The sequence below is a fragment of the Hymenobacter sp. 102 genome (genome assembly GCF_049949205.1).
Lineage (GTDB): Bacteria > Bacteroidota > Bacteroidia > Cytophagales > Hymenobacteraceae > Hymenobacter.
Genome location: NZ_CP188172.1, coordinates 3,408,181 through 3,430,030 on the forward strand (window position 1 = coordinate 3,408,181; position 21,850 = coordinate 3,430,030).

The window sequence follows — 21,850 nt, forward strand, 5'->3', positions numbered from 1 at the left end:
ATACATCTACCGCCGCGCCTTTCTACCTTTACCCCCGCATTTCCAACCCCAAAACCACCCCGCATGGCTTCCTACCTCGAGCAGAACCAGCAGCGTTTCCTCACCGAACTCATCGACTGGCTCCGTATTCCGTCGGTTTCCGCCGACCCCAAGTTTCACGGCGACGTGCTGCGGGCCGCCGAGTACCTGAAGGCCCGCTTCGAGGAAGTAGGCCTGGAAAACGTGGAGCTGTGCCCCACGGCCGGCAACCCCATCGTGTACGGCGAGAAAATCATTGACCCCGCCCTGCCCACGGTGCTGGTGTACGGCCACTATGATGTGCAGCCCGCCGACCCCTACGAGCTGTGGGATTCGCCCCCCTTCGAGCCGGTTATCAAAGACGAGAAGATTTACGCCCGCGGTGCCTGCGACGACAAAGGTCAGGTGTACATGCACGTAAAGGCCCTGGAGGTGATGAACCAGGAGGGCGGCCTGCCCTGCAACATCAAGGTGATGATTGAGGGCGAGGAGGAAATCGGCTCCAACAACCTCGGCATCTTCGTGCGCGCCAACAAGGAGAAGCTGAAAGCCGACGTCATCCTGATTTCCGACACCGGTATGCTGGCCAACGACGAGCCCAGCATTGAGGTAGGGCTGCGTGGCCTGAGCTACCACGAGGTGGAAGTAACCGGCCCTAACCGGGACCTACACTCCGGCCTCTACGGCGGCGCCGTGGCCAACCCCATCAACGTGCTCTGCAAGATGATTGCCTCGCTGCACGACGAGAACAACCACATTACCATCCCGGAGTTCTACAACAACGTAGCTGTACTCACGGACGAGGAGCGCGCCGAGCTGAACCGCGTGCCGCACTCCGACGACGAGTTCAAGAAAAGCATCGGCCTGCCCGATACCTACGGCGAAAAGGGCTACACCACCGTGGAGCGCATCGGCATCCGGCCCACCCTGGATGTGAACGGCATCTGGGGCGGCTACACCGGCGAGGGTGCTAAAACGGTTATTGCCTCCAAGGCCTACGCCAAAATCTCGATGCGCCTGGTGCCCCACCAGACCTCCGATGAAATTACGGCTCTGTTCCAGCAGCACTTCGAAAGCATTGCCCCCAGCGGCGTAACGGTGGTAGTAAAGCCCCACCACGGCGGCGAGCCGGTAGTAACCCCCACCGACTCGGTGGCCTACAAAGCCGCGGCCGACGCCATGGAAACCACCTTCGGCAAGCGCCCCATCCCCACGCGCGGGGGCGGCTCCATTCCCATTGTAGCCATGTTCAAGAGCGAGCTGGGCCTGGATACCGTGCTGCTCGGCTTCGGCCTGGACAGTGATGCCATCCACTCGCCCAACGAGCACTACGGCGTGTTCAACTTCCTGAAAGGCATCGAAACCATTCCGCACTTCTACCGCAACTACGCGGCCGCCGTGCAAGGGTAAATTCCGTTTCCTTGCACGCAAAAGCCCGGCTATCTATACTAGTTAGCCGGGCTTTTTTGTGCAAGCTGGGTGAGTCTATTTACCGGGCAGCAGGAACCCTACTGAAGCTTGGAACACTGAGTTGCGGGCGTTGCGTACGTCGGCGTCGCCGGTGTAGCCTTCCTTAGCGAAGTCGGTGAGGGAACCGTTGTAACGAATGCCAATCAGAAAGCCGGCATCAGACTGGAAGCCCAGTCCGGCGGCGTACCCAATCTCGTTGCGGTTTACGTTATCCAGATTTTGGGTGCCGGAGTAGTTGGTAAATACAGTGCCGTTGAGGCTGCGCTGGGTTTCGTCTTTTACCTTCATCAGGTAGCTGTACTGCGGGCCCGCCTCAAAGTAGAATCCGTCGGCGTTAAGCTTCAGCAGCACCGGCACGTCAATGTAGTTGTAGGTGCGGCTGCCACTGTAGCGGTACAATCCGAAGGCTTGATTCTCGGCAAATTTGAAGCCTTTTTGGGAGAACAGCACCTCTGGCTGAATAGACAGGAACCCATCATCGAGCAAGCCAATGTTGAGCATAGCCCCGCCATGGAAACCGAATTTATTTTCGTACCGGTCCTCGTCCGTTAAATCACCCGAGAGATTGGAGAGGTTGCCGCCGGCCTTCAACCCGAAACGGATACCCTGAGCTTTGGACTCAGAAACAGCCACAGTGGCAAGGAGGGCCGCAGCGGCCAGTAGGGATTTTTTCATGGGTGCAACAAAATTGGAGTGAGAAAAGGGAATTGCACGAAGACCAGCCGCACGAAAAATGTGCCAGTCTGCTGCCTTTAACGGTTATAGTTGGCAATTGGCATATGAATCAACCGAAAAAAATAACGGCCTCCCCGTTTAGGAAGGCCGTTATCAGGCAGGCAGAGTACCTTATTTGGTAGGAATCAGGTAGCCCAACTGGAGCGTGAAAGCGTTGTTAAATGCTTTCGGCTCATTATCCTGGTCTTTGGTGTCGATGAGGGAGTTAAAGCCCCGGGCGTATCGCAAGCCCAGGCTGATGCCACCATCGGTCATGTAGCCCACGCCGGCCACGCCGCTGATATCGAACTGGGCCAGGTCAGATTTGGACGACTCGCCGCGCTTGAAACCGCTGTAGTCCAGGAAGGTACCGTCGTTGTCGGTTTTTACCTTGGTGCCGTCGGTGTATTTGGTAGTCGTCTGCTGCTTGTTTTTGGAGCCGAACAGATAGCTTACCTGGGGGCCCAACTCAAAGAACAGCCCGCCAGCATTGATTTTGGCTAGCAGGGGCACATCGAGGTAGTGCAATACGCGCTGCTGCTCAATTTCGCGGCTTTCAATGGTCTTGCCATTTTCCATGCCCAGGTTGCCGGTTTGCTTACCGTTGATTTCGTAGCCTTTACGGTTGTACAGCAACTCAGGAGCGAAAGAGAAAAAGCCATCCGACGAAAGCGGAATACTGGTGCTTACGCCCACGTTGTAGCCCAGTTTATAGTCGCCGAGGTCGGTGCTGTAATTAGGCCCGGTAATCTGGCTTACGTTGTCGCCGGAGATGTTGGAGTAGGTACCACCTACTTTTACACCCAAACGGAAGCCACCGGCATCTTGTGCGTGTACGGCGGAAATGGAGGCCACGCCCAGGGCGGCCAGGAGAGCAAAGTTTTTCATGTCAATAGGGGGGGATACGCGTGGGCCAAGGGCCTCACTTCAACTGCACGGCCACGTCTTTCGTGGGTTTCAGGGGCTCATAGCGTAAGTAACGCCAATAGGGTTGCGGGAATAATTATGTTTTATTTAAAATTAACAATGCTCAATTGACCCCGTTTCCGGATAAGCGCTACACTGACAGACCATTATCAACAACCGGGAGACTGGTAGTTTCCGTCCGGTCAACAGGCTGGTTTCATTACTTTTGCTTCGTTGCTTGCTTGTTTTATATGATGCGTTGGAACAGGTGGCTGCTGCCCACGCTGCTTTTACTGGGAAGTGTGCGGCCCTTGCAGGCACAACGCCGGGCCGCTGCCCCGTTGGTGCTGGGAGCGTATGTGCAGGGCAGTTTTATTCTGGCGCACACCCCCGCCGTGCAGCACCTGGCTGTGTCGCATCCTACGGGCTTTGAGCTGAATCTGCAGCGGCAGACCACCGGCGCGGAGCCCTGGCACACCTGGTATAAGTACCCTAAAATAGGCCTGGCGCTGGTGTACTATGATTATCATAACCCCGTGCTGGGCCAGTCTTATGCGGCCACTGCGTATATCAACAAAGCCCTGTGGCGTACCCGGCGGCAGGAGCTGAATTTCCGGCTGGGTACCGGCGTGGGCTACTTTCCGGTGCGCTACAACCCGGCTACCAATCACAAGAACACCATTGTCAGCTCCGGGCTGAATGCTACCCTGCAGACTCGTCTGGAGTATGATGTGGCCCTTTCGGAGCAGCTGGGCCTGTTGCTGGGCCTGGGACTGAATCATTACTCCAATGGGGCTACCACCAAGCCCAACTTTGGCATTAACCTGCCCACGGTGCTGCTGGGCCTCAACTACCACCAGCAACGCCCGTTTAGGCCCCTGAACTCGGCCCCCGCGCCCGCGCCGGCTGAGTTGGGCCGCAGCTTTCTGAACGTGAGTACCTCCATGGGCTGGAAACAGCGCAATACCTCCGATAACCGCCGCTATCCGGTAAACTCCGTGACCCTGGTTGTGGGCCACCGCGTGAACCGCAAAAGCAACCTGATGGCTGGGGTAGAGGGCTTCTATGACCGGAGTCTGCGGGCCCAGCTCCGGGACACGGCCCGGGCTGGCGACCAGCTGCCCGACGTGAAAAAGGCGGGGGCTTACGTGGGGCATGAGCTGCTGTTCGGGCGGCTGGCGTTTGTGGCGCACCTGGGGTTCTATCTCTACAATCCGTACAAGTCCAACAAGTTCTACTATGAGCGGCTGGGCCTGAAATACCACTTCACTGAGCGGGTATTTGGGAACGTAGACCTGAAAGTGCACGGCGGCTCGGCCGATGTGATTGAGTGGCGGCTGGGCGTGAAGCTGTAAAACGTCTCAGCTGACTATAACCACGCTTCGGGCCTGCTGGTCGGCAATTGAGGGAAGTAAAATTGCGCTGGTTTGCGCAAAGCTGCTTGTTTGAGCCATCAACGTACGTTCGGCCCCCATGGAAACGTTTCTGCTCCTGAACCGCTGGCTGCACATTGCGGCGGGGTTCACCGGTTTTTTTGTGGCTCCCATTGCCCTGCTCGTGCGCAAAGGCGGGCCGGCCCACCGGCTCTGGGGCAAAGTGTTTTTTTACGCTATGGTGGTGGCTGGTAGTACAGCCATTGTCTCGGCCAGCAGTAAGGGACTGACATTTTTGCTGCTGACCGGCATTTTCAGCCTGTATCTGGCGCAGTTTGGCTACCGCTCGTTGCAACACAAGCGCATGGGCCAGAATCAGCAGCCCGGCCTCTATGATTGGGCAAGTACCGTAACCGGATTGCTGATTTTCGCGGGTACGCTGGCCTATGGTCTCTGGAGCCGCCCCTTTAACCTGGCCATGGTGGTGTTTGGAGCTATTGGGCTGATGACGACAGTACGGCAGTTGCGTGGCTTTCGGCGACCGGGACCCTGGCCCGCCGGCCAATGGCTGCGCAACCATATTTCGGGCTTTGTGGGCTCGTACATTGCGGCGGTATCGGCGTTTTCAGCTACCAGCCTCAAATTCATCCCGTTTCCGCTTAACTTTTTGTGGCCCACGCTGGTGCTGGTACCGCTGCTTATCTGGCTGCAGCGCCGCTACGCGCCTAAAGGTGAAATGGTGAAGTTGTGAGATGGTGAGCTTACGGTTCGGCCGTTGCGGGCTGAGCAGTAAAATTGAAGCTGTCCGGCTACTTATGACTTCACTAACTCCCTGTTGATTTGCTGAACCAGACTAGGGCCTTCGTAGATGAAGCCCGTGTAGAGCTGCAGCAGGCAGGCCCCGGCCTCCAGCTTCTCGCGGGCATCCTGCGCCGAGTGAATACCGCCCACCCCAATAATGGGTAGGTTGCCCCGGCTATGCTGGCTCAGGTACCGAATAACTTCGGTAGCGCGCCGCCGCAAAGGCTTGCCGCTGAGTCCGCCGGCTCCCAGGTTAGCAACGTCGGCGGCGGGGGTAGTCAGGTTGTCCCGGCTGATGGTGGTATTGGTGGCTACCAGGCCGCTGAGGTTGGTTTCGCGGGCAATCAGCAGGATATCATCCAGCTGCGGGTCCGTGAGGTCGGGGGCAATCTTAAGTAGAAGAGGACGGGGCCTGGGCAGGCTTTGGTTGCGCTCCTGCACCTGCTGCAGCAGCTCAATCAGCGGTTCCCGTTCCTGCAACTGCCGCAGCCCCGGGGTGTTGGGGGAGGATACGTTCACTACAAAGTAGTCTACCACTTCGTGCAGGGCCTCCACGCAGGCTACGTAGTCGTGGGCGGCCAGCTCGTTGGGCGTGTCCTTGTTCTTACCAATGTTGCCCCCGATAATCAGGTCCCGGTTCCGGCGTTGGCGCAGGCGGGCGGCGGCGGCCTCGGCACCGTGGTTGTTGAAGCCCATGCGGTTCACCAGCGCGGCATCCTGCGGCAGCCGAAACAGCCGGGGCTGCGGGTTGCCGGGCTGGGGGCGGGGCGTTACCGTGCCAATTTCCACGAAGCCAAATCCCAGAGCGCCCAACTCGTCCGTCAGCTCGGCATTCTTATCAAACCCGGCTGCCAGCCCCACGGGGTTCCGAAACCGCAGGCCAAATACGTCCCGCTCCAGGCTGGGGTGGCGCAGCTCATACAGCCCGCGCAATGCTGCCGCGGCCCCCGGCACCCGGTAGGCGCGCTTCAGGTTGTTAAATACCAAATGGTGGGCGCGTTCCGCATCCAGCCGGAACAGCAGCGGTTTGACAAGGGCATCGTATAGCACGCGGCAAAAGTAACGGAGTAGCGGAGTAACTGAGTAATAGTCCGGTAGAAAACGCCGTTTGCACCCGCAGAACGATTACTCCGCTACTCCATTACTCGCCACTCATCCCGCCCAGCCTTCCCGGTCGAGGCTGCGGTACTGAATGGCTTCGGCCAGGTGGGGTAGCTGGATTTCCTCGGAGCCGGCCAAATCGGCAATGGTACGGGCCACTTTCAGAATCCGGTCGTAGGCCCGGGCCGAGAGGCCGAGGCGCTCCATGGCGGTTTTCAGCAGTGTGAGGCCGGTAGCATCAACGCGGCAGATGTCCTTTACCATCTGGGAGGGCATCATGGCGTTGGAGTGGATGTCGGCCTGCTCACGGAACCGCTCCGCCTGCCGCTGCCGGGCCGTTTCCACCCGCTCCTGAATGGTGCGGCTATCCTCCGAGCGGCGCGTTTCCGTCATCTGATCAAACGTCACGGGCGTTACCTCCACGTGTAAGTCAATCCGGTCCAGCAACGGCCCCGATACTTTATTCAGGTAGCGCTGCACCACGCCCGGTCCGCACACGCATTCCTTCTCCGGGTGGTTGTAATAGCCGCACGGGCACGGATTCATGCTGGCTATTAACATGAAATTCGTCGGGAAATCAATGCTGACTTTGGCCCGCGAAATGGTGACGCGGCGTTCCTCCAGCGGCTGGCGCATCACTTCCAGCACGGTGCGCTTAAACTCCGGCAGCTCATCCAGAAACAGCACGCCGTTGTGGGCCAGGGATATTTCGCCGGGCTGCGGGTTGCCACCACCACCCACCAAAGCCACATCGGAAATAGTGTGGTGCGGGCTGCGGAAAGGCCGGGTGTTCAGCAACGAAGCGTTGGCTCCCAGCTTGCCGGCAACCGAGTGAATTTTGGTGCTTTCCAGTGCCTCCTGCATGCTCAGAGCCGGCAGAATACTGGGCAGACGCTTAGCCAGCATGGTTTTGCCCGCGCCGGGTGGGCCAATCATGATAACATTATGGCCGCCGGCCGCGGCTATTTCCAGGGCACGTTTGATGTTCTCCTGGCCCTGCACATCGGCGAAGTCGGCGGCGTACTGGTTGGCAGCCTGCTGAAACACGTCCCGGGTATCAACCACCACCGGCTCAATGTCCAGGCGGCCTTCCAGAAAATCTACCGCCTCTTGCATCGTGTCCACCGGAATAACGTCGAGGTTATTGACAATGGCGGCTTCCCGGGCGTTTTCGCGGGGGAGGATGAAGCCTTTAAAACCCTCTTTGCGGGCCTGAATGGCAATGGGCAGCACACCCCGCACCGGCCGTAGCTCCCCATCCAGGGCCAGCTCGCCCATAATGATGTACTCGCCCAGCCGCTCGGTGGTCAGCTGCTGGGAGGCGTGCAGGATACCCACGGCAATGGGCAAATCGTAGGCCGAGCCTTCCTTGCGGATGTCGGCCGGGGCCATGTTCACCACCACCTTGGTGCGCGGCATGCGGTACCCCCGAAACTTCAGGGCCGCCTCTACCCGCTGCTGACTTTCCTTAATAGCATTATCGGGCAGGCCCACCACGTAGAAACCCGTGCCCATCGATACAACTACTTCAATGGTAATAGTATACGCATTAACCCCTTGCACGGCCGAGCCGAAGGTTTTCGTAAGCATGAATAAGGCGAAAAAAGAACGGGTGAATAGACGTGTATCAGGAAGGGAAGTTACGATTAACCTCCACAATGCAAAGGCCCTTTTTCTGCCAGAGCAACCCCCGGGTTAGTGGGGAGCTTCAGTAGAAAAAGGGCTTTGAGACAAGGGCCGGAGTACTGGCTTACGGTTTCACCAGCTGCTCAATGAGCATAATCATAATGTGAATGGCTTTGATATGGATTTCCTGAATCCGGTCGGCGTAGCCGGTGTGTGGGGCCCGGATTTCCACGTCACTGATGCCGGCCAGCTGGCCACCATCCTTGCCTGTAAGGCTCACTACGCGCATACCGGCGGCGCGGGCGGCTTCGGCGGCCAGCAGCACGTTGGGCGAGTGGCCGCTGGTGCTGATGGCCAGTAGCACGTCGCCGGGGCGGCCCAGAGCCTCCACGAAGCGGCTGAACACGTGGTCGTAGCCGAAGTCGTTGGCCACGCAGCTCATGTGCGAGGCTTCGGTGAGGGCAATGGCGGCCAGGGCGCGGCGGTTCTGGCGGTAGCGGCCGGTGAGCTCCTCGGCAAAATGCTGGGCGTCGCAGAGGGAGCCGCCGTTGCCGCAGGTGAGCACTTTACCCCCGGCATCGAGGCTGGCGGCTATCAGGCGGGCAGCCTGCTCAATGGCCTGCAAGTTGGCCGGATTCTGCACAAACCGGTCGAGCACGGCTTGGGCTTCGGTAAGCTCGGCCTGAATGAGGCTGGTAAGCGAAGGTTGGGTCACGAAATGCGAAAATTACGCCGGGTAATTGGGGTTGCGCGGCGGAATGATGGAATTAGGTTGGTCGATGGGGGCGTTGGGCAGGGCCGGGTCCGACTCCGGAAACGTGGGCTGGTGCTGCTCGGGGTAGGTAGTAACGCCGGTACGGGGCACCACCGGGGGGCGCTCAGCGGTGCGCTGCTGGTCCAGTTGGTGGTCGTAGAGGCGGGCTTTCAACTCATTGATTTTGCCTTCCCGGGCGGCCACATCCCGGCGCAGCAACACGCTGTCCAGGTTTTCAGTCAGTAGCTGCAGACCCAGCAGAACCGTGGCCGTTACGAACAGGCCGAACAGCAGACTTTCGCGGGAATCAGCCATGCTGGCGAAGCTGCTTTGCACAGAAGGCACCAGCAGAACCAGCAAAGCAAGGAGCAAAAACACCATCACCAGGATGGTTACCAGTCGTTTGAGAGCAAGCATGGAAGTAAAGAGGTTGTGGTTGAGGAGAGAAAATGCAGCCCGTAATACGCAGGCGCTAACAGAACGGACTAAATATAGGGCTTTGGCAGTGTAAGCCGCGGCCCCTTGCCGCTACCTCTCTCTACGCCAACGCCGCGTTGGTCGCCTGCATCATGTTCAGGCGCTGGTACAGGCCGCCCTGGCGCAGCAGCTCCTCGTGGGTGCCGCGCTCCACAATGCGGCCCTGTTGCAGCACCACAATTTCATCGGCGTGCTGCACGGTACTCAGCCGGTGGGCAATTACCAGGCTGGTGCGGTTCTGCATAAGGCGGGTGAGGGCTTCCTGCACCAGCTTTTCGCTTTCGGTATCCAGGGCCGAGGTGGCTTCATCTAGGATGAGAATAGGCGGGTTGCGCAGGATGGCGCGGGCAATACTCAGGCGCTGGCGCTGGCCCCCGCTCAGACGGCTGCCCCGGTCGCCAATCATCGTCTGGTAGCCTTCCGGCGCGGCCATAATGAAGTCGTGGGCGTTGGCAATGCGGGCCGCCTCCAGTACCTCGGCCTCCGTGGCTTCAGTATTGAAGCGGATGTTGTTGAAGATGGTGTCGTTGAACAGGATGCTTTCCTGGGTCACGATGCCCATCTGGTCGCGCACGGAGTGAATGGTGCAGTCGCGCACGTCGTGGCCATCAATGAGCAGCTGCCCGCCGGTGGGGTCGTAGAAGCGGGGCAGCAGGTCGGCCAGGGTGCTTTTGCCGCCGCCGCTGGGGCCCACCAGGGCCACGGTTTTGCCTTTGGGAATGGTCAGGTTAATGTCCTGCAGCACGGGTGCATCGGCATAGCCGAACTGCAGGTTGCGCAGCTCAATCTGGTGCTCAAAAGCGGGCAGCAGTTGGGCGTCGGGCTTGTCGCGCACCAGCGGCTCAGTATCAATGATACTCAGCACCCGCTCTCCGGCCACCAGCCCGCGCTGGATGTTGCCAAACGAGGCCGACAGGGCCTTGGCCGGCGTTAACACCTGCGAAAACAACACCACGTACCCAATAAATGTCTGCCCATCCAGGCTGGACTTGCCACCCAGAATCAGCGTGCCGCCGAAATACAGCAGCCCGGCCACCACCGACACGCCGGCAAACTCCGAGAACGGCGAGGCCAAATCCCGGGTGTTATCAATGGCGCGGGAAGTGCGGGCGTACAGGTCGTTCTGGTCCTCGAATTTGCCTTTGATGTACTCCTGGGCGTTGAAGGCCTTAATCACCCGGATGCCGCCCAGCGTCTCGTCAATCACCGACAGCATGGTGCCCAACGTGCTCTGGCTTTGCTTGGCCTGGGTGCGCAGGCGCTTGGCCACCGTGGCAATAATGCCGCCCGAAATGGGCAGCAGAATCAGTGTGAACAGCGTGAGCGGCGTAGAAATGTGAAACAGCACCGCGAAGTAGGCAATGATGGTCAGCGGCTCCTTGATAACGGCCGTCATGGTATTCACCACTGAGGTTTCCACTTCCTGCACATCGGCCGTAAAGCGCGACATCAAATCCCCCTTCCGCTCACTCCCGAAAAAGCCCAGCTGCAGGCTGATGATGCGGTGGTACAGGTCGCGGCGCAGGTTCCGGATGACGCGGGCCCGCACCGTAGCCAGCAGCCGCAGGCTCAGGTAGCGAAATACGTTGCTCAGCAACACCGACACTACCACTACTCCGCACACAAAAGCTAGTGCCCCCAACTTGCCCCGCTCTTCCAGTACTTGGGCAAAAAAGAAGTTGAACGTATCCGTCACCCACTGAATGGTCGGGTGGAAATCGGGCAGGTGGCTGGGGGCTTTGGCGGGTACCTTGTCCGTTTTGTCAAACAGCACGCTCAGCAGCGGAATGATGAGCGTGAAGTTGCCGATGCTGAAAAAGATAGTCAGCACAGTGAACAGCAGGTACTGCGGCAGAAATACTGCCCAGGGGCGGGCGTATTGCAGAATGCGGAGGTAGGTCTTCATCGGAACGCGCAAAGGTAGGGCATTCCCTGCGGCGGGGCACACGCTGCGGTAAGACGGTAAGACGGCTGACGGCACCCCCAGAATGCACACAGCCCCCGGCACCTGCGCGCCGGGGGCTGTGTATCGTCAGACGATTTCGCCCGAAGATTACTTTACCGTCATGTTGCCGCGGATTTCTCCGCCGCTGTAGGCTTGTGTATGCAGGTTCACGTAGGTTTCGCCGCTGAGCAGCTTAGCGCCATCAGCCTCGGAGAGAGTAGCTGTGCCAGTAATGGGCGATGTAGCTACACTGGAAAACGGCACGATAACACCGCCGTTCACGCCCGGAGCTGCCTGGTGAATGTGGCCAGCCGACGGCGTCAGGCCGGTGTAGGTAACACGGTAGGTAAGCGTGCGGGTGCTCTTGTCGTAGGTGCCCGTCATGGAGCCGGTGGCGGTGGAGGAGTTGGCGGGCACTTCCTGCTTGCCATCCAGGGTGGCGGCCACGTTTACCATATTGCTGGCGGGCGTCGCATCATCATCGTCGTTGTTGCAGGCGCTGAAGGTGAGCAGGCCGGCGGCCAGTACTAGGGAAGTAATTTTGTGTAGCATGGGGTTGGGGTAAAAAAGGGAAATTGAGTAAGAAGAAGCCGTTAGTTACGGAAGCCTTTTTTGGGCCGTACGGTGAAGTTGCGGTTCACGTTGAAGCCAAAGTAGATGTCGCCATCGAAGAAATTGCCCCGGGTTTCGCTCACGAAATGCTGCTCAATCATGCCCTGGGAGTTGGTCACGTGCAGCTGAAAAACGTGCCCGCCGGTTTCAATATCCAGGCCGGCGGCTATGGCGTTGCGCACGCCGGTGGGCTTGTTGTCTGGCATCAGGTAGTAGTACTCCAGGTTGATGGAGGTGCGCTTGGTAATTTTCTGACGGCCCCCGATGCCCAGGGCGTACACGTCGTTGGCATCTTTGGATTCCATTACCAGGTTGCGGTGTACCAGCGTGGGCATCACCTGCAAAGAGAGGTTTTCGTTGACCTTGCGGGCAATCAGGGCCTGGTAGGAGTACACCAGGCGGCGCGGCAGCGTGCGGTCGATGTTGTCGTTGTACTTGAGGGTGGTGAGGGCGGCGCTGCTGAACAGTGTCAGACTCACGGGCATGGCCCGGGGGCCGGTAGTTTGAGTAAGAGCCCGGTACTTCACGAAGCCATCCAGAGCCTTGCCCACCGAGCTGCGGCCCACCCCAATTTCCAGCCGGTCAGTCAAGGCATATTCCAGGCCCAGCCGTATGGTGGCCTGGTCGAGGCCGAAGAAGTTGTAGGCGCCGCTGTTAAGGGTGCCAAAGCGGTGCGAAATCAGGAATACCAGCGTGCCCTGTCCGGGCGTTTCAATGGTGTGCCCGTTGATGAGGCGGGTGCTTTTGAAAGTGGCGTGCACTGCCTCGCGGGGAGGCTGAGCCGGGGTCTGCTTTTCCAGTTGGCCCAGCAGGTCATCATCCTGAGCCAGGGCCGGGGCCGCCAGGCTCACTAGAAATACTATCACGGCACTCACCCGCGCTAAATAGTGGTAAAAATGTGGCCGCATAGAGCAGAAATGAGAAGGTAAGGAGGAAACCGAAGTAGTTATTTAGCCGAAATCTGGGTAGCCGGTTCGCAGGAGAGGCGCACTTTCACGCCCACCACTTTCGCAATGTTCTCGCGCACCAGCAACGGAATTTCAATGTTGTAGTCGGCCGGGGCCACGCTGAAATAGGCGTTGACCAATAGGGTGCCCTGGCTCAGGTCGAGGGTGCCCGGAACAGTTATGCGGCGCGTAACCCCGTGCAGGGTAATGTCGCCCTCCACCGTCACGCGCTGGGAACCGCTTTTGAGCAGGTTACCAAAGTTCAGATCCAGCACTTTGCCCCGAAACGTGGCCTTCGGAAAGCGGCCCGATTCCATATAGTTTTCGTTGAAGTGCTCCTGCATGAGGGTGCGCTTGAACTGAAATGACTTAATGGGAATACTGAAGGCCAACTGTCCGTTCGACAAATCGAAAATGGCCGAGACCTCCTCGGAATGAGCCTCAATATCCTCGATGATGCTGGTGGAAAAAAAGCTGACCGAGCCGGTTTGCGTCATGTAGCGGCCCTGAGCGTGGCCTTGTAGTACACCAACGCTAAGTAGCAGCAATAATCCCCACCGCAGCGCCGTCCGGCGCGCACATGGCCCGGCCATCTAATTATTAGGGGCGCCAGCCGTTACCCATTGCTGCAGAAGCGCAATGTCGCAGTCCGAAAGTTTAGCCCCACCCTGGGGCATCTGCTGAAAACCAGGCGCGTGCGTGACAACGCCCATCAACTGGCCGGTTCGGGCCCGGGTCTGGATTTCCGTGAGGTTATCCAGGTTTACGTTGCCACTAACTAATACCGCACTGTGGCAGCTGCGGCAGTTGCGGTCCAGCAGCGGCGAAATGTGCAGGGCATAGCTTACCGTAGCCGGCGTAGCGCAGGGCTGTTGGGGCTTCACAATATCCTCGGCGTTGTCGTAAGCACAGCTGCCCAGCAGCAGGAGCGAGAAAAAATACAGTAAGTAGCGGTGAAGCATAGGGGGGTGACAAACAGGTCAGGTAGTATCAGGCTGCCGGATGACGGATCGGCAGTGCTGGAAAGCGGAGCGGCCCTGACAACGTACTGCGTACGATGTGGGCAATACGGTAGCAGGACAGCAGCGTTGTTCCAAAACGAGAATTATTTCCCGTAATGAACAAACCTACGTAGCAGACGAACCTTTGTATTTCCCTACTGGCTGAAATTGTGTCATGATTAGCCGAAATGGCCTTAAATCAAGACGAAGAGTGCTACTGAGCCGACGAAAGAGGCTTTATTTATTATCAGAAAACGTACTGTTGAGCTTAGGTAATTACTATTGGTGATTAGATAAGTGATGTGAATAAACCATTGCGGTAAGGGGTGCTCACGCAGGCAAGCCCCTACCTGGTTGGCAGGGGCGAGTGTTCAGAATGGGATATGCGGTCAGGCCTCCGGTATGCTTACTACCTCAATCTGCCCGATGATGTGGCGGTTGAATTCTTCCAGCTCCCCGGCCGGTACCCGCAGTTGCTGGTATTTCCGGCTGCCCATATCCTGGACTGGAAATAAGTCGGCGTAATCGGCCTCCACAGCAAACCGCAGCACATAGCATACATCGTAGTCGGGCACGTTCCATTCGTGGGCAATCTGGGCAGCGTACTGCTCATGCAGCACCGGGTAGAAAAACGGCTGCTCCGGCAGGCACGGCGGAAACGCCTGCCACCCCGAGGCGGCAATCAAATCCAGCTCCGCCTGGTTCACGGGGCGGTACAGCAGCGTGACGGCCGATTCGTGGCGCATGGCTTTTTAATGTGCTAATATGGTGAATATGAGAATGTGACAAGCGAAAAGTCAACACTCATCACTCATTCTCCACATCCTCACCTTTACTCACATTTCTCACATTCTTTTAAAACTCGTGCAGACGCTGGGCAATGTTCCAGCGCAGGGCCACGGAAGCCAGCAGGCCGCCGTCGGCGGTGAAGAAGGGGGCTACCGGGCCGTCGAAGGTGCGGCGGCGGTACACTACCTTGCCATCGAGCCAGAGGTTGTGGGCCGCCTGCCAGGTGGCTGTCAGGTCGCCGTGGAAGAGGTAGGAGGTGAGGCCCGCGCCTATTTTATAGCCGTACTCGGTGGGACGGGTGTTGTAGGAGCGCAGCACATCGTTGCCGTAGTTGGTGAGGGCCGAATCGGGGCCGGCGGGGTCGAGGCCCTGCTTTACCAGGAAGCCCTTGGCCACCACGTTCAGGCGGGGCAGGGGCTGGTAGCTGGCAATACCAATCAACTCCCACAGATTAGCACCCATGGGGTGGGCCAGGGGCTGAGCCGCGTGCTGGTAGTTGCGGAACTGGTCCTCGTGCTGGTAGGTGAAGGGCCGGATGAAGTTGAACTCGCCCTGCACGTCGAAATTGCGGATGCCGGCCACGTTGAGGTACTTGGCGCCCAGCTGCACGGCCTGCTTGTTGGCCCACCAGCCGTTTCCGCTCCGGATTTCGCTCAGCACGAATTCATCCAGCACCAGTTGCCCGTATAGCTGCACCCGGTTGCGGATATTCCACTTGAAATCGGCTCCCAGCAGCGCATTGTCCTCTGAACCCGCGCTTTGTTCAATAGCCCGGTAGAAGATAATGGGGTTGAGGTACTGCAGCTCCGGGCCCCGCCGCGCCCGGCGGTTCCGGGGTACCGGGTCGGTTCTGGGGTTACCGTCGTCATCCACGTAATCCGTCACCGTTTTGTAGCCGCTATAGGTCACGCTTTCGAACAAGCCCACGTTCAGGTTAGGCTTAATGTCGAAACTCAGGTGATGAAAGGCCAGGTACTTGCGCTGATAGTCTTTGTCGAGGGCGGGGTTGTCGGCCACCAGCTGGGCAAACAGGTTCTGGTAGTGAAACTTCCAGATGCGGGTGTTCACCTTCAAAAACAGGTAAGGCGCGGCGTAATCCGACAGAATCAGGCTGCGGTAACCGTTGCCGATCTGGTTCCGGTCGTGGCCCAGCTGCAGGCTTACGTGGCGGCCGGCGGCATACGTGAGGTAGCCCCGGGCCGAGAGGAAATCGTACTGACCGGGCGTGTTCTTGAATGGCTTCCAGAAGCCTTCGTGGGCCACCGCGCTGTCGCGCTCCGTGCGCTGCTGTACGTACAGCGGCACGGCCATCTGGTTATCGGCCAGGAAGGTGTAGAAGCCCAGCCGCTTGTCAATGGTGCCTTCTACCTGCACCCCGCGGGTATTCAGGAAGGCGTAGCTTTTGGCTCCGTCAGAGTTGCCCAGGCTCAGTCCCAGCACGGGGTTCACGCGCAAAGAAAATTCCGGCTGCTCAATGCTGTACAGGTCGGAGCGGCGCTGGTAGAAATGCTTGAACAGGGGCTTTTCGCGCAGGTTGGTAGCCGAGTCCTGCCGGGCCTCGTGCCAGTTGTCGCGCAGCAGGTAGCGGATGTTGAAGCGGTCCTGCCGCGAGAGGCCGGCCGTGGAATCCTGCAGTAGGCGCTCGGCCAGCCAGGCCACGTCGGCGCGGGTGTAGGGCCGGATGCTGGTGTGCAGCTGCACCAGCGAGTCGGAGCCGTGCAGAATGGCGTACCGGTCGATAAGGCGGTACACATCGGCATCCAGGGGCACGTAGGTGGTGCCCATGGTGGTTTTACGCTGCTCCCGCGCCAGATTTACAGCCTCGGGCCGATATTCTTTGATCGGACCCTGGTAGTCCAGCCAATTGCCTTTACCATCGGAGGGGCGGGTGGGTACGTTCTGGGCAGTGGCGGAATACGTGAGCAGGCTCAGTAGGCCCCAGGAAACTACGTAGTAAATCTTCATAAGCAGAGCCGTGTACGCCAAATCCGGCGCGTGGGTGGGCAAACCTACGGAGTTTATGCAGGATTGGATAAAGCCCCTAACGCCGGAAGCCAGCCGGCAGTACCTTTGAGCATGTCCATCCGCTTGCTGCGCTTCTCAGAACTAGACCTAGCTGCCTGGGATGCCTGCGTCGATTCGGCTTTACCAGCAGTTCCGTACGCTACCAGTTGGTGGCTGCAGGCTACGGCCGGCCGCTGGGATGCGCTGGTAGAAACAGAGCCTGGAACCGGCCGCTACCTGACGGTGTGGCCGTTGCCGGTGAAGTGGCGCTTGTGGGGCCGGGAGATAGTGCAGCCGCCCTTTACGCAGCAACTAGGAATGATTGGAGTGGGAGCCAAGATGCTGGGAAGTCTGGCAGGCCCCTGGCTGGCCTTGGTGCTACCCTGCTACGCCCGCTTCTACGCGCAGCTGAACGTGGAAAACCGGCTGGTAGCCGCTCCGGCCGGGGTAACGGTGGACAACCGTCATACTTACCACCTACCGCTGCATCAGCCGTACGAAACCATCCAAGCCGGCTACTGTGCCGACTACCGCCGCCGTTTGCGCAAGCCTGCTGCTATGCTGGGCCAGGTCCAAGTCACACCCGAGGTAGAGCCGTTGCTTACGCTGTTCCGGCAAACCCAGGGCCCGGCCGCCGGCCTCAAAAGCCGCCATTACACCCTCCTGCGCCGATTGGTGGCCGCGCTGCAAGCCCGGCAGCTACTGGAGCTGCATGAGGTGCGCCACGTCCACACTGGCGAGCTGCTGGCCGGAGCACTGTTTGTGCGGTACCGCTCCCGGCTGATTTATTTGTTTGCCGCGGCCTCCGCCGAAGGTAAAAAGCTAGCAGCCCCGTTAGCCTTGGTAGATGCCGCCATCCGGCGGCACGCGGGCACGCCCGGGCTGGTGCTCGATTTTGAAGGCGGTATGATACCGTCAATTGCCCGTTTTTTCGCCAATTTCGGGGCCGTGCCCGTGCCGTATGCGGCCCTATCCTTCACCCAACGCCCCTGCTACCTACAATGGCTGCGCTGACGCCTTCTCCTGCTGACCTTTCCGCTGCGGCCGCCGCCGCGGCTAACCCACGCGTGCACGTTGTGTGCGCCGAGCCGTCCGTGGCCAACCACTTTCTGGCCGAACTGCGCGATGTATCGGTGCAGCAGGACTCCCTGCGTTTCCGCCGCAACCTGCAGCGCCTGGGCGAAATTATTGCCTATAAAATCAGCTCCCAGCTGAGCTACACCGATAAAACGGTGCGCACGCCGCTAGGCGAGTCCAGCAGCAAGCACCTCCACGATTTCCCGGTATTGGCCACCGTGCTGCGGGCGGGCCTGCCTTTCCACCAGGGTTTTCTGAACTATTTCGACCAGTCGCCCTCCGCGTTTGCGGCGGCTTACCGTATTGAGGGCACAGCCCAGGTGCAGGTGCAGGTCGATTACCTCTCGGCTCCCAGCCTGGATGAGCGGGTGCTGATTCTGGCCGACCCCATGCTGGCCTCGGGCAAAAGCCTGGTGCAGACCTACCGGGCTATGCTGCGCTTTGGTACGCCCCGGCAGGTGCATATTGCCGCCGTTATTGCCAGCCCCCAGGGCGTAGAGTACGTGACCCGCGAAATACCCGAGGCCACGCTCTGGGTAGCCGCCATCGACCAGGGCCTCAATGAGCAGGCCTACATCGTGCCCGGCCTCGGCGACGCCGGCGACCTATCCTACGGCAGCAAGCTGTAAGGTTTGGAGTCGGTGAACCGGGCCTGCATTCGTTGGGTTTCGTAACAGTCTGCTAATAATGCGGTGCTAGCCCTGCGGCCGCCTGCTGGTTATATTTACGCTGCTTCGCTTACCAACTTTGCCTGTGTTACCTGATCTGCTCAAATACGCCACGGTTTTCGCCATCGGCATGTTCAAGTTTGTGGCCGCTCCCGTTGCCGGGGTGGCGGCGGGCCTGCCCATGCCGCTGGTCTGGGGCCTGTCGGTGGCGGGCATGATGACCACGGTAGTGCTGATTTCGGGCCTGGGCCGGCGGTGGGCCCTGCACCTGCGGCACAAGCGGGAGCAAAAAGGCAAGCCTCTGTTTAGCCGCCGTACCCGTACCATTGTAAGTATCTACCGCCGCTTCGGCATGGTGGGCATTGCTTTTCTCACGCCCATCCTGTTCAGCCCGGTAGGCGGTACCGTTATTGCCACGCAGCTGCACGTACCGCGTTGGCGCATTCTGCTGCACATGGCCTGGAGCGCCGCCTTCTGGGGCTTCGCCTTCACGCTACTGGCCATCCGCTTCAGCCACCTGCCCATCTTCGACCACTATCGGTAGTAGCGAGATGGTGAGATAGTGAAATGGTGAGTGGCCGTTCTAAAAGCGCATTTCGCGCCAACAGAACGGCCACTCACCATTTCACTATCTCACCATCTCACTACTTGCTCCGCTTGGCGCGGGCGCGGCCCTGGGCGGCACGGAAGGCTTTGGAGGAGTGGGAGGAGGCTTTGCCCTTGGAAGGATTGGCTTTTTTGCCCTTCTGACTGCGGTTGGGGCCGGCTTTGAATTCCTTGCCGGTGCGCTTGTCAATGGTTACGCCGGGCTTAATCCACTCCTTGCGCTCATGGAAGGCCCCTTTGAAGGTGGGGTCTTCGCGCTTGCGACGGTCATCCTTCTCCCGGTCCATGTTCTGCTGCTCATCGAAGGAGGTTTTGGCAATTTGCACGCCCTCCGGAATGGGCAACAGCGGAATTTCCTGCCGGATCAGCTCCGCTATCTGCTCCATGTGGTACATCTCGGCCTCATTGGCGAAAGTGATGGCCGCGCCGGTGTGCTGGGCCCGGCCCGTGCGGCCAATGCGGTGCACGTAGTCGTCATACACCAGCGGCACATCGAAATTCACCACGTGCGACACTTCCGGTACGTCGATGCCGCGGGCGGCCACATCGGTAGCTACCAGGAAGCGTACTTCCCCGGCTTTAAAGGCTTCCATGGCGTTTATGCGCATGTTCTGGCCCTTGTTGCCGTGAATGGCCCGCACTTCGCCGTGGGCTTTGCGCTGCAGGAAGCTGGCCACGTTATCGGCGTGCTCCTTGGTACGCGTGAAAATCATCACGCGGTGGAAGGTGTCCCAGTCGAGGAACAGGTACTCCAGCAGGTTGATTTTGGTGAGCAGGTTGGGCACTTCGTACAGCGACTGGCTCACGGTCTGGGCCGAGGTAGCGGCGGGCGTTACCTCAATCCGCACCGGAAACTCCAGGAATTCTTCGCTGAGCGTGGTTACTTTCTCCGGCATCGTGGCCGAGAACAGTACGTTCTGACGTTTACGCGGAATCACCTCCAGAATACGCCGGATCTGGGGCATAAAGCCCATATCCATCATTTTATCGGCCTCATCCAGCACCAGCGTTTTCAGTTCCTTCAGCACCAGGTCGCCGCGCAGGTACAGCTCCATGAGCCGGCCCGGCGTGGCAATCAGGATGTCCACGCCTTTGGCAATGGTTTCAATCTGGGTCTTGGGCCCCAGACCACCGTAAATAGCGAAAATGCGCAGGTCGGTGTACACAGCCAGCTTCTTCAGGTGGTTTTCCAGCTGCATGGCCAGCTCCCGGGTGGGGGCCAGCACCAACGCCCGCGGATGCGTACCCTGGGCGTACTTCACCTTCATCAGCAGCGGCAGGCCAAAGGCGGCCGTTTTGCCGGTGCCGGTCTGGGCAATGCCCAGCACGTCGTGGCCGGCCAGCAGCAGCGGAATGGTTTGCTGCTGCACGGGCGTGGGCTCGGTAAAGCCTGCTTCCTCCACTGCCGTCAGGAGTTGTTTGTTAAGCTTGAAATCAGCGAAGGAAAGCGGCTGCGGCGTGTCAGACATAAGGCAAAGCGTGTTGTAAACCACAAAGGTACGCGGAATCCGGGCGCGGTCCTTGGCTACCGGCTGTGGTCTGAACGTAACTGCTGAAAAACCAGCGTTGGCAGGCTTGCTCCACGTATTTGCGTAACAGGTAGTTAGCCGTACATGAGAAAAAAACTGGCCATTTGTTTTGCAAATCTGCGGCCGGCCGCTACTTTTGTGGCTCCAATACCCAACACGGTAGGTATAGCTCAGCTGGTTAGAGCGTCGGATTGTGATTCCGAAGGTCGTGGGTTCGAGCCCCATTACTTACCCTCCGTTTTGAACAAAAAGGTCTCTCCTCAGCGGCAGAGGCCTTTTTTGTTTTCGGCGCCTCGCAGCAGCCTAACCATTTCCGGTACCAATGGAAGGATTCGGTGGCGACTGGTGTTGCGGCCCTGTATAATATAGAACCCTGAACCACTTTTCCCCTTTGAATCTATGAGTCTGGTTGTTATCGGTACGGTGGCCTTCGATGCCCTGGAAACGCCCTTCGGCAAAACTGACAAGATTGTTGGCGGCGCTGCTACCTACATCAGCCTGTCGGCTTCCTACTCCGTGAAGCCCGTGAAAATTGTGGCCGTTGTGGGCGACGATTTTCCGCAGTCGGATATTATGATGCTGGGCGAACATGGCGTGGACACCGAAGGGCTGCAGATCAAGCAGGGCGAGAAGTCGTTCTTCTGGTCGGGCAAGTACTCCAACGACCTGAACTCGCGCGAAACCCTGGCTACCGAGCTGAACGTGCTGGCCGATTTCGACCCCATTCTGCCGGATTCGTACCAGGACTGCAAATACCTGATGCTGGGTAACCTCACGCCCCAGATTCAGCGCCTCGTGATTCAGCGCCTCGTAAACCGCCCCAAACTCATCGTAATGGACACGATGAACTTCTGGATGGACGTGGCCCTGGACGAGTTGAAAACCACCATTGAGATGGTAGACGTGCTCAGCATCAACGACGAAGAAGCCCGCCAGCTGTCGGGTCAGCACTCGTTGGTGAAAGCCGCCAAAATTATCATGGAGATGGGCCCGAAGTACCTCATCATCAAGAAGGGGGAGCATGGCGCGTTGCTGTTCCACAAAAACCAGATCTTCTTCGCCCCGGCTTTGCCGCTGGAAGAAGTATTCGACCCCACCGGTGCCGGCGACACCTTCGCGGGCGGCTTCATTGGCTACCTGGCCGCCACCGACGACATCAGCTTCGAGAACATGAAGCGCGCCGTGATTCACGGTTCAGCCATGGCCTCGTTCTGCGTGGAAAAATTCGGCACCGAGCGTCTGCTGAACCTGACCCAGGAAGAAATTGAAGCCCGCGAAAAGCAGTTCGGGGAGTTGGTAGCCGTGCAGCCCGTCGCCACGGTAGCCTAACTGTTCCGGCAAATAAAATCAAGCGCCTGCCATTCTGGGTATAGCCCGGGGTGGCAGGCGTTTTGCGTTTGCACTCCTGAGAATGGACCGAATTTTATAGCAA

Annotated in this window: 21 protein-coding genes and 1 tRNA gene; 8 read left to right on the forward strand and 14 right to left on the reverse strand. The window is 59.0% G+C overall.

What is annotated here, in order from left to right; all coding sequences use genetic code 11:
• Nucleotides 1-63 precede the first annotated feature (63 nt).
• On the forward strand, nt 64-1,428 hold the full coding sequence (locus tag ACN19L_RS14605) for a dipeptidase (protein ID WP_426490227.1): 1,365 nt from the start codon (nt 64-66) through the stop codon (nt 1,426-1,428).
• 75 nt (nt 1,429-1,503) lie between these two features.
• Here ACN19L_RS14605 and ACN19L_RS14610 read toward each other — a convergent pair whose 3' ends face one another.
• Complete coding sequence (locus ACN19L_RS14610; RefSeq protein WP_426490228.1) at nt 1,504-2,163, reverse strand: porin family protein; 660 nt, start codon at nt 2,161-2,163, stop codon at nt 1,504-1,506.
• Between the two features lie 171 nt (nt 2,164-2,334).
• On the reverse strand, nt 2,335-3,090 hold the full coding sequence (locus ACN19L_RS14615; protein WP_426490229.1) for a porin family protein: 756 nt from the start codon (nt 3,088-3,090) through the stop codon (nt 2,335-2,337).
• A gap of 269 nt (nt 3,091-3,359) precedes the next feature.
• Between ACN19L_RS14615 and ACN19L_RS14620 the strand changes: the two genes are divergently transcribed.
• Together ACN19L_RS14620 and ACN19L_RS14625 are read left to right on the forward strand one after the other, a co-directional pair.
• Complete coding sequence (locus tag ACN19L_RS14620; RefSeq protein ID WP_426490230.1) at nt 3,360-4,463, forward strand: acyloxyacyl hydrolase; 1,104 nt, start codon at nt 3,360-3,362, stop codon at nt 4,461-4,463.
• A gap of 118 nt (nt 4,464-4,581) precedes the next feature.
• The gene (locus tag ACN19L_RS14625; RefSeq protein WP_426490231.1) at nt 4,582-5,232 is read left to right on the forward strand and encodes a hypothetical protein; all 651 of its coding nucleotides are present in this window, start codon (nt 4,582-4,584) and stop codon (nt 5,230-5,232) included.
• 62 nt (nt 5,233-5,294) lie between these two features.
• Here ACN19L_RS14625 and ACN19L_RS14630 read toward each other — a convergent pair whose 3' ends face one another.
• The 11 genes from ACN19L_RS14630 to ACN19L_RS14680 form a co-directional block, all read right to left on the reverse strand.
• Entirely contained in the window at nt 5,295-6,332 is a 1,038-nt protein-coding gene (locus ACN19L_RS14630; RefSeq protein WP_426490232.1) for a quinone-dependent dihydroorotate dehydrogenase, read from the reverse strand.
• 102 nt (nt 6,333-6,434) lie between these two features.
• A complete protein-coding gene (locus ACN19L_RS14635) occupies nt 6,435-7,973 on the reverse strand; it encodes a YifB family Mg chelatase-like AAA ATPase (RefSeq protein ID WP_426490233.1) in 1,539 nt (512 codons plus the stop codon).
• Between the two features lie 160 nt (nt 7,974-8,133).
• Nucleotides 8,134-8,724: a D-sedoheptulose 7-phosphate isomerase gene (lpcA, locus tag ACN19L_RS14640; protein WP_426490234.1), complete on the reverse strand. Its 591-nt coding sequence runs from the start codon at nt 8,722-8,724 to the stop codon at nt 8,134-8,136.
• Between the two features lie 12 nt (nt 8,725-8,736).
• Nucleotides 8,737-9,180, reverse strand: a complete 444-nt coding sequence (locus tag ACN19L_RS14645) for a hypothetical protein (RefSeq protein ID WP_426490235.1) — start codon at nt 9,178-9,180, stop codon at nt 8,737-8,739.
• 121 nt (nt 9,181-9,301) lie between these two features.
• The gene (locus ACN19L_RS14650; protein ID WP_426490236.1) at nt 9,302-11,146 is read right to left on the reverse strand and encodes an ABC transporter ATP-binding protein; all 1,845 of its coding nucleotides are present in this window, start codon (nt 11,144-11,146) and stop codon (nt 9,302-9,304) included.
• A gap of 147 nt (nt 11,147-11,293) precedes the next feature.
• On the reverse strand, nt 11,294-11,737 hold the full coding sequence (locus ACN19L_RS14655; RefSeq protein ID WP_426490237.1) for a CHRD domain-containing protein: 444 nt from the start codon (nt 11,735-11,737) through the stop codon (nt 11,294-11,296).
• A 41-nt stretch (nt 11,738-11,778) separates the two neighbouring features.
• The gene (locus ACN19L_RS14660; RefSeq protein ID WP_426490238.1) at nt 11,779-12,705 is read right to left on the reverse strand and encodes a DUF5777 family beta-barrel protein; all 927 of its coding nucleotides are present in this window, start codon (nt 12,703-12,705) and stop codon (nt 11,779-11,781) included.
• A 38-nt stretch (nt 12,706-12,743) separates the two neighbouring features.
• Nucleotides 12,744-13,241: a YceI family protein gene (locus tag ACN19L_RS14665; protein ID WP_426490239.1), complete on the reverse strand. Its 498-nt coding sequence runs from the start codon at nt 13,239-13,241 to the stop codon at nt 12,744-12,746.
• 96 nt (nt 13,242-13,337) lie between these two features.
• Nucleotides 13,338-13,706 (reverse strand): hypothetical protein, encoded by a 369-nt coding sequence (locus tag ACN19L_RS14670; protein WP_426490240.1) that lies wholly within the window; start codon nt 13,704-13,706, stop codon nt 13,338-13,340.
• A gap of 428 nt (nt 13,707-14,134) precedes the next feature.
• Complete coding sequence (locus ACN19L_RS14675; protein ID WP_426490241.1) at nt 14,135-14,491, reverse strand: hypothetical protein; 357 nt, start codon at nt 14,489-14,491, stop codon at nt 14,135-14,137.
• A gap of 109 nt (nt 14,492-14,600) precedes the next feature.
• Nucleotides 14,601-16,499, reverse strand: coding sequence for a hypothetical protein (locus ACN19L_RS14680; RefSeq protein WP_426490242.1), 1,899 nt, complete (start codon nt 16,497-16,499; stop codon nt 14,601-14,603).
• A gap of 111 nt (nt 16,500-16,610) precedes the next feature.
• Here ACN19L_RS14680 and ACN19L_RS14685 point away from each other — a divergent pair, with 111 nt between their 5' ends.
• The 3 genes from ACN19L_RS14685 (at nt 16,611) to ACN19L_RS14695 (ending at nt 18,827) form a co-directional block, all read left to right on the forward strand.
• Nucleotides 16,611-17,552: a GNAT family N-acetyltransferase gene (locus tag ACN19L_RS14685; RefSeq protein WP_426490243.1), complete on the forward strand. Its 942-nt coding sequence runs from the start codon at nt 16,611-16,613 to the stop codon at nt 17,550-17,552.
• Nucleotides 17,540-18,244, forward strand: a complete 705-nt coding sequence (upp, locus tag ACN19L_RS14690) for a uracil phosphoribosyltransferase (RefSeq protein WP_426490244.1) — start codon at nt 17,540-17,542, stop codon at nt 18,242-18,244. Before ACN19L_RS14685 ends, upp begins: the two co-directional genes overlap by 13 nt.
• A 124-nt stretch (nt 18,245-18,368) precedes the next feature.
• Nucleotides 18,369-18,827, forward strand: coding sequence for a hypothetical protein (locus tag ACN19L_RS14695; RefSeq protein ID WP_426490245.1), 459 nt, complete (start codon nt 18,369-18,371; stop codon nt 18,825-18,827).
• Between the two features lie 100 nt (nt 18,828-18,927).
• Here ACN19L_RS14695 and ACN19L_RS14700 read toward each other — a convergent pair whose 3' ends face one another.
• Complete coding sequence (locus ACN19L_RS14700; protein ID WP_426490246.1) at nt 18,928-20,358, reverse strand: DEAD/DEAH box helicase; 1,431 nt, start codon at nt 20,356-20,358, stop codon at nt 18,928-18,930.
• A gap of 219 nt (nt 20,359-20,577) precedes the next feature.
• Here ACN19L_RS14700 and ACN19L_RS14705 point away from each other — a divergent pair.
• A tRNA-His gene (locus tag ACN19L_RS14705) sits at nt 20,578-20,651 on the forward strand.
• A gap of 166 nt (nt 20,652-20,817) precedes the next feature.
• Nucleotides 20,818-21,747, forward strand: coding sequence for a PfkB family carbohydrate kinase (locus ACN19L_RS14710; RefSeq protein WP_426490247.1), 930 nt, complete (start codon nt 20,818-20,820; stop codon nt 21,745-21,747).
• Nucleotides 21,748-21,850 lie beyond the last annotated feature (103 nt).

Coding starts and splice junctions, on each gene's coding strand:
- ACN19L_RS14650 (WP_426490236.1), bottom strand. CDS start 11,146: ATGAAGACCTACCTCCGCATTCTGCAATACGCCCGCCCCTGGGCAGTA.
- ACN19L_RS14685 (WP_426490243.1), top strand. CDS start 16,611: ATGTCCATCCGCTTGCTGCGCTTCTCAGAACTAGACCTAGCTGCCTGG.
- upp (WP_426490244.1), top strand. CDS start 17,540: ATGGCTGCGCTGACGCCTTCTCCTGCTGACCTTTCCGCTGCGGCCGCC.
- ACN19L_RS14675 (WP_426490241.1), bottom strand. CDS start 14,491: ATGCGCCACGAATCGGCCGTCACGCTGCTGTACCGCCCCGTGAACCAG.
- ACN19L_RS14710 (WP_426490247.1), top strand. CDS start 20,818: ATGAGTCTGGTTGTTATCGGTACGGTGGCCTTCGATGCCCTGGAAACG.
- ACN19L_RS14605 (WP_426490227.1), top strand. CDS start 64: ATGGCTTCCTACCTCGAGCAGAACCAGCAGCGTTTCCTCACCGAACTC.
- ACN19L_RS14625 (WP_426490231.1), top strand. CDS start 4,582: ATGGAAACGTTTCTGCTCCTGAACCGCTGGCTGCACATTGCGGCGGGG.
- ACN19L_RS14665 (WP_426490239.1), bottom strand. CDS start 13,241: ATGACGCAAACCGGCTCGGTCAGCTTTTTTTCCACCAGCATCATCGAG.
- ACN19L_RS14680 (WP_426490242.1), bottom strand. CDS start 16,499: ATGAAGATTTACTACGTAGTTTCCTGGGGCCTACTGAGCCTGCTCACG.
- ACN19L_RS14620 (WP_426490230.1), top strand. CDS start 3,360: ATGATGCGTTGGAACAGGTGGCTGCTGCCCACGCTGCTTTTACTGGGA.
- ACN19L_RS14670 (WP_426490240.1), bottom strand. CDS start 13,706: ATGCTTCACCGCTACTTACTGTATTTTTTCTCGCTCCTGCTGCTGGGC.
- ACN19L_RS14645 (WP_426490235.1), bottom strand. CDS start 9,180: ATGCTTGCTCTCAAACGACTGGTAACCATCCTGGTGATGGTGTTTTTG.
- ACN19L_RS14700 (WP_426490246.1), bottom strand. CDS start 20,358: ATGTCTGACACGCCGCAGCCGCTTTCCTTCGCTGATTTCAAGCTTAAC.
- ACN19L_RS14660 (WP_426490238.1), bottom strand. CDS start 12,705: ATGCGGCCACATTTTTACCACTATTTAGCGCGGGTGAGTGCCGTGATA.
- ACN19L_RS14610 (WP_426490228.1), bottom strand. CDS start 2,163: ATGAAAAAATCCCTACTGGCCGCTGCGGCCCTCCTTGCCACTGTGGCT.
- ACN19L_RS14655 (WP_426490237.1), bottom strand. CDS start 11,737: ATGCTACACAAAATTACTTCCCTAGTACTGGCCGCCGGCCTGCTCACC.
- ACN19L_RS14635 (WP_426490233.1), bottom strand. CDS start 7,973: ATGCTTACGAAAACCTTCGGCTCGGCCGTGCAAGGGGTTAATGCGTAT.
- ACN19L_RS14615 (WP_426490229.1), bottom strand. CDS start 3,090: ATGAAAAACTTTGCTCTCCTGGCCGCCCTGGGCGTGGCCTCCATTTCC.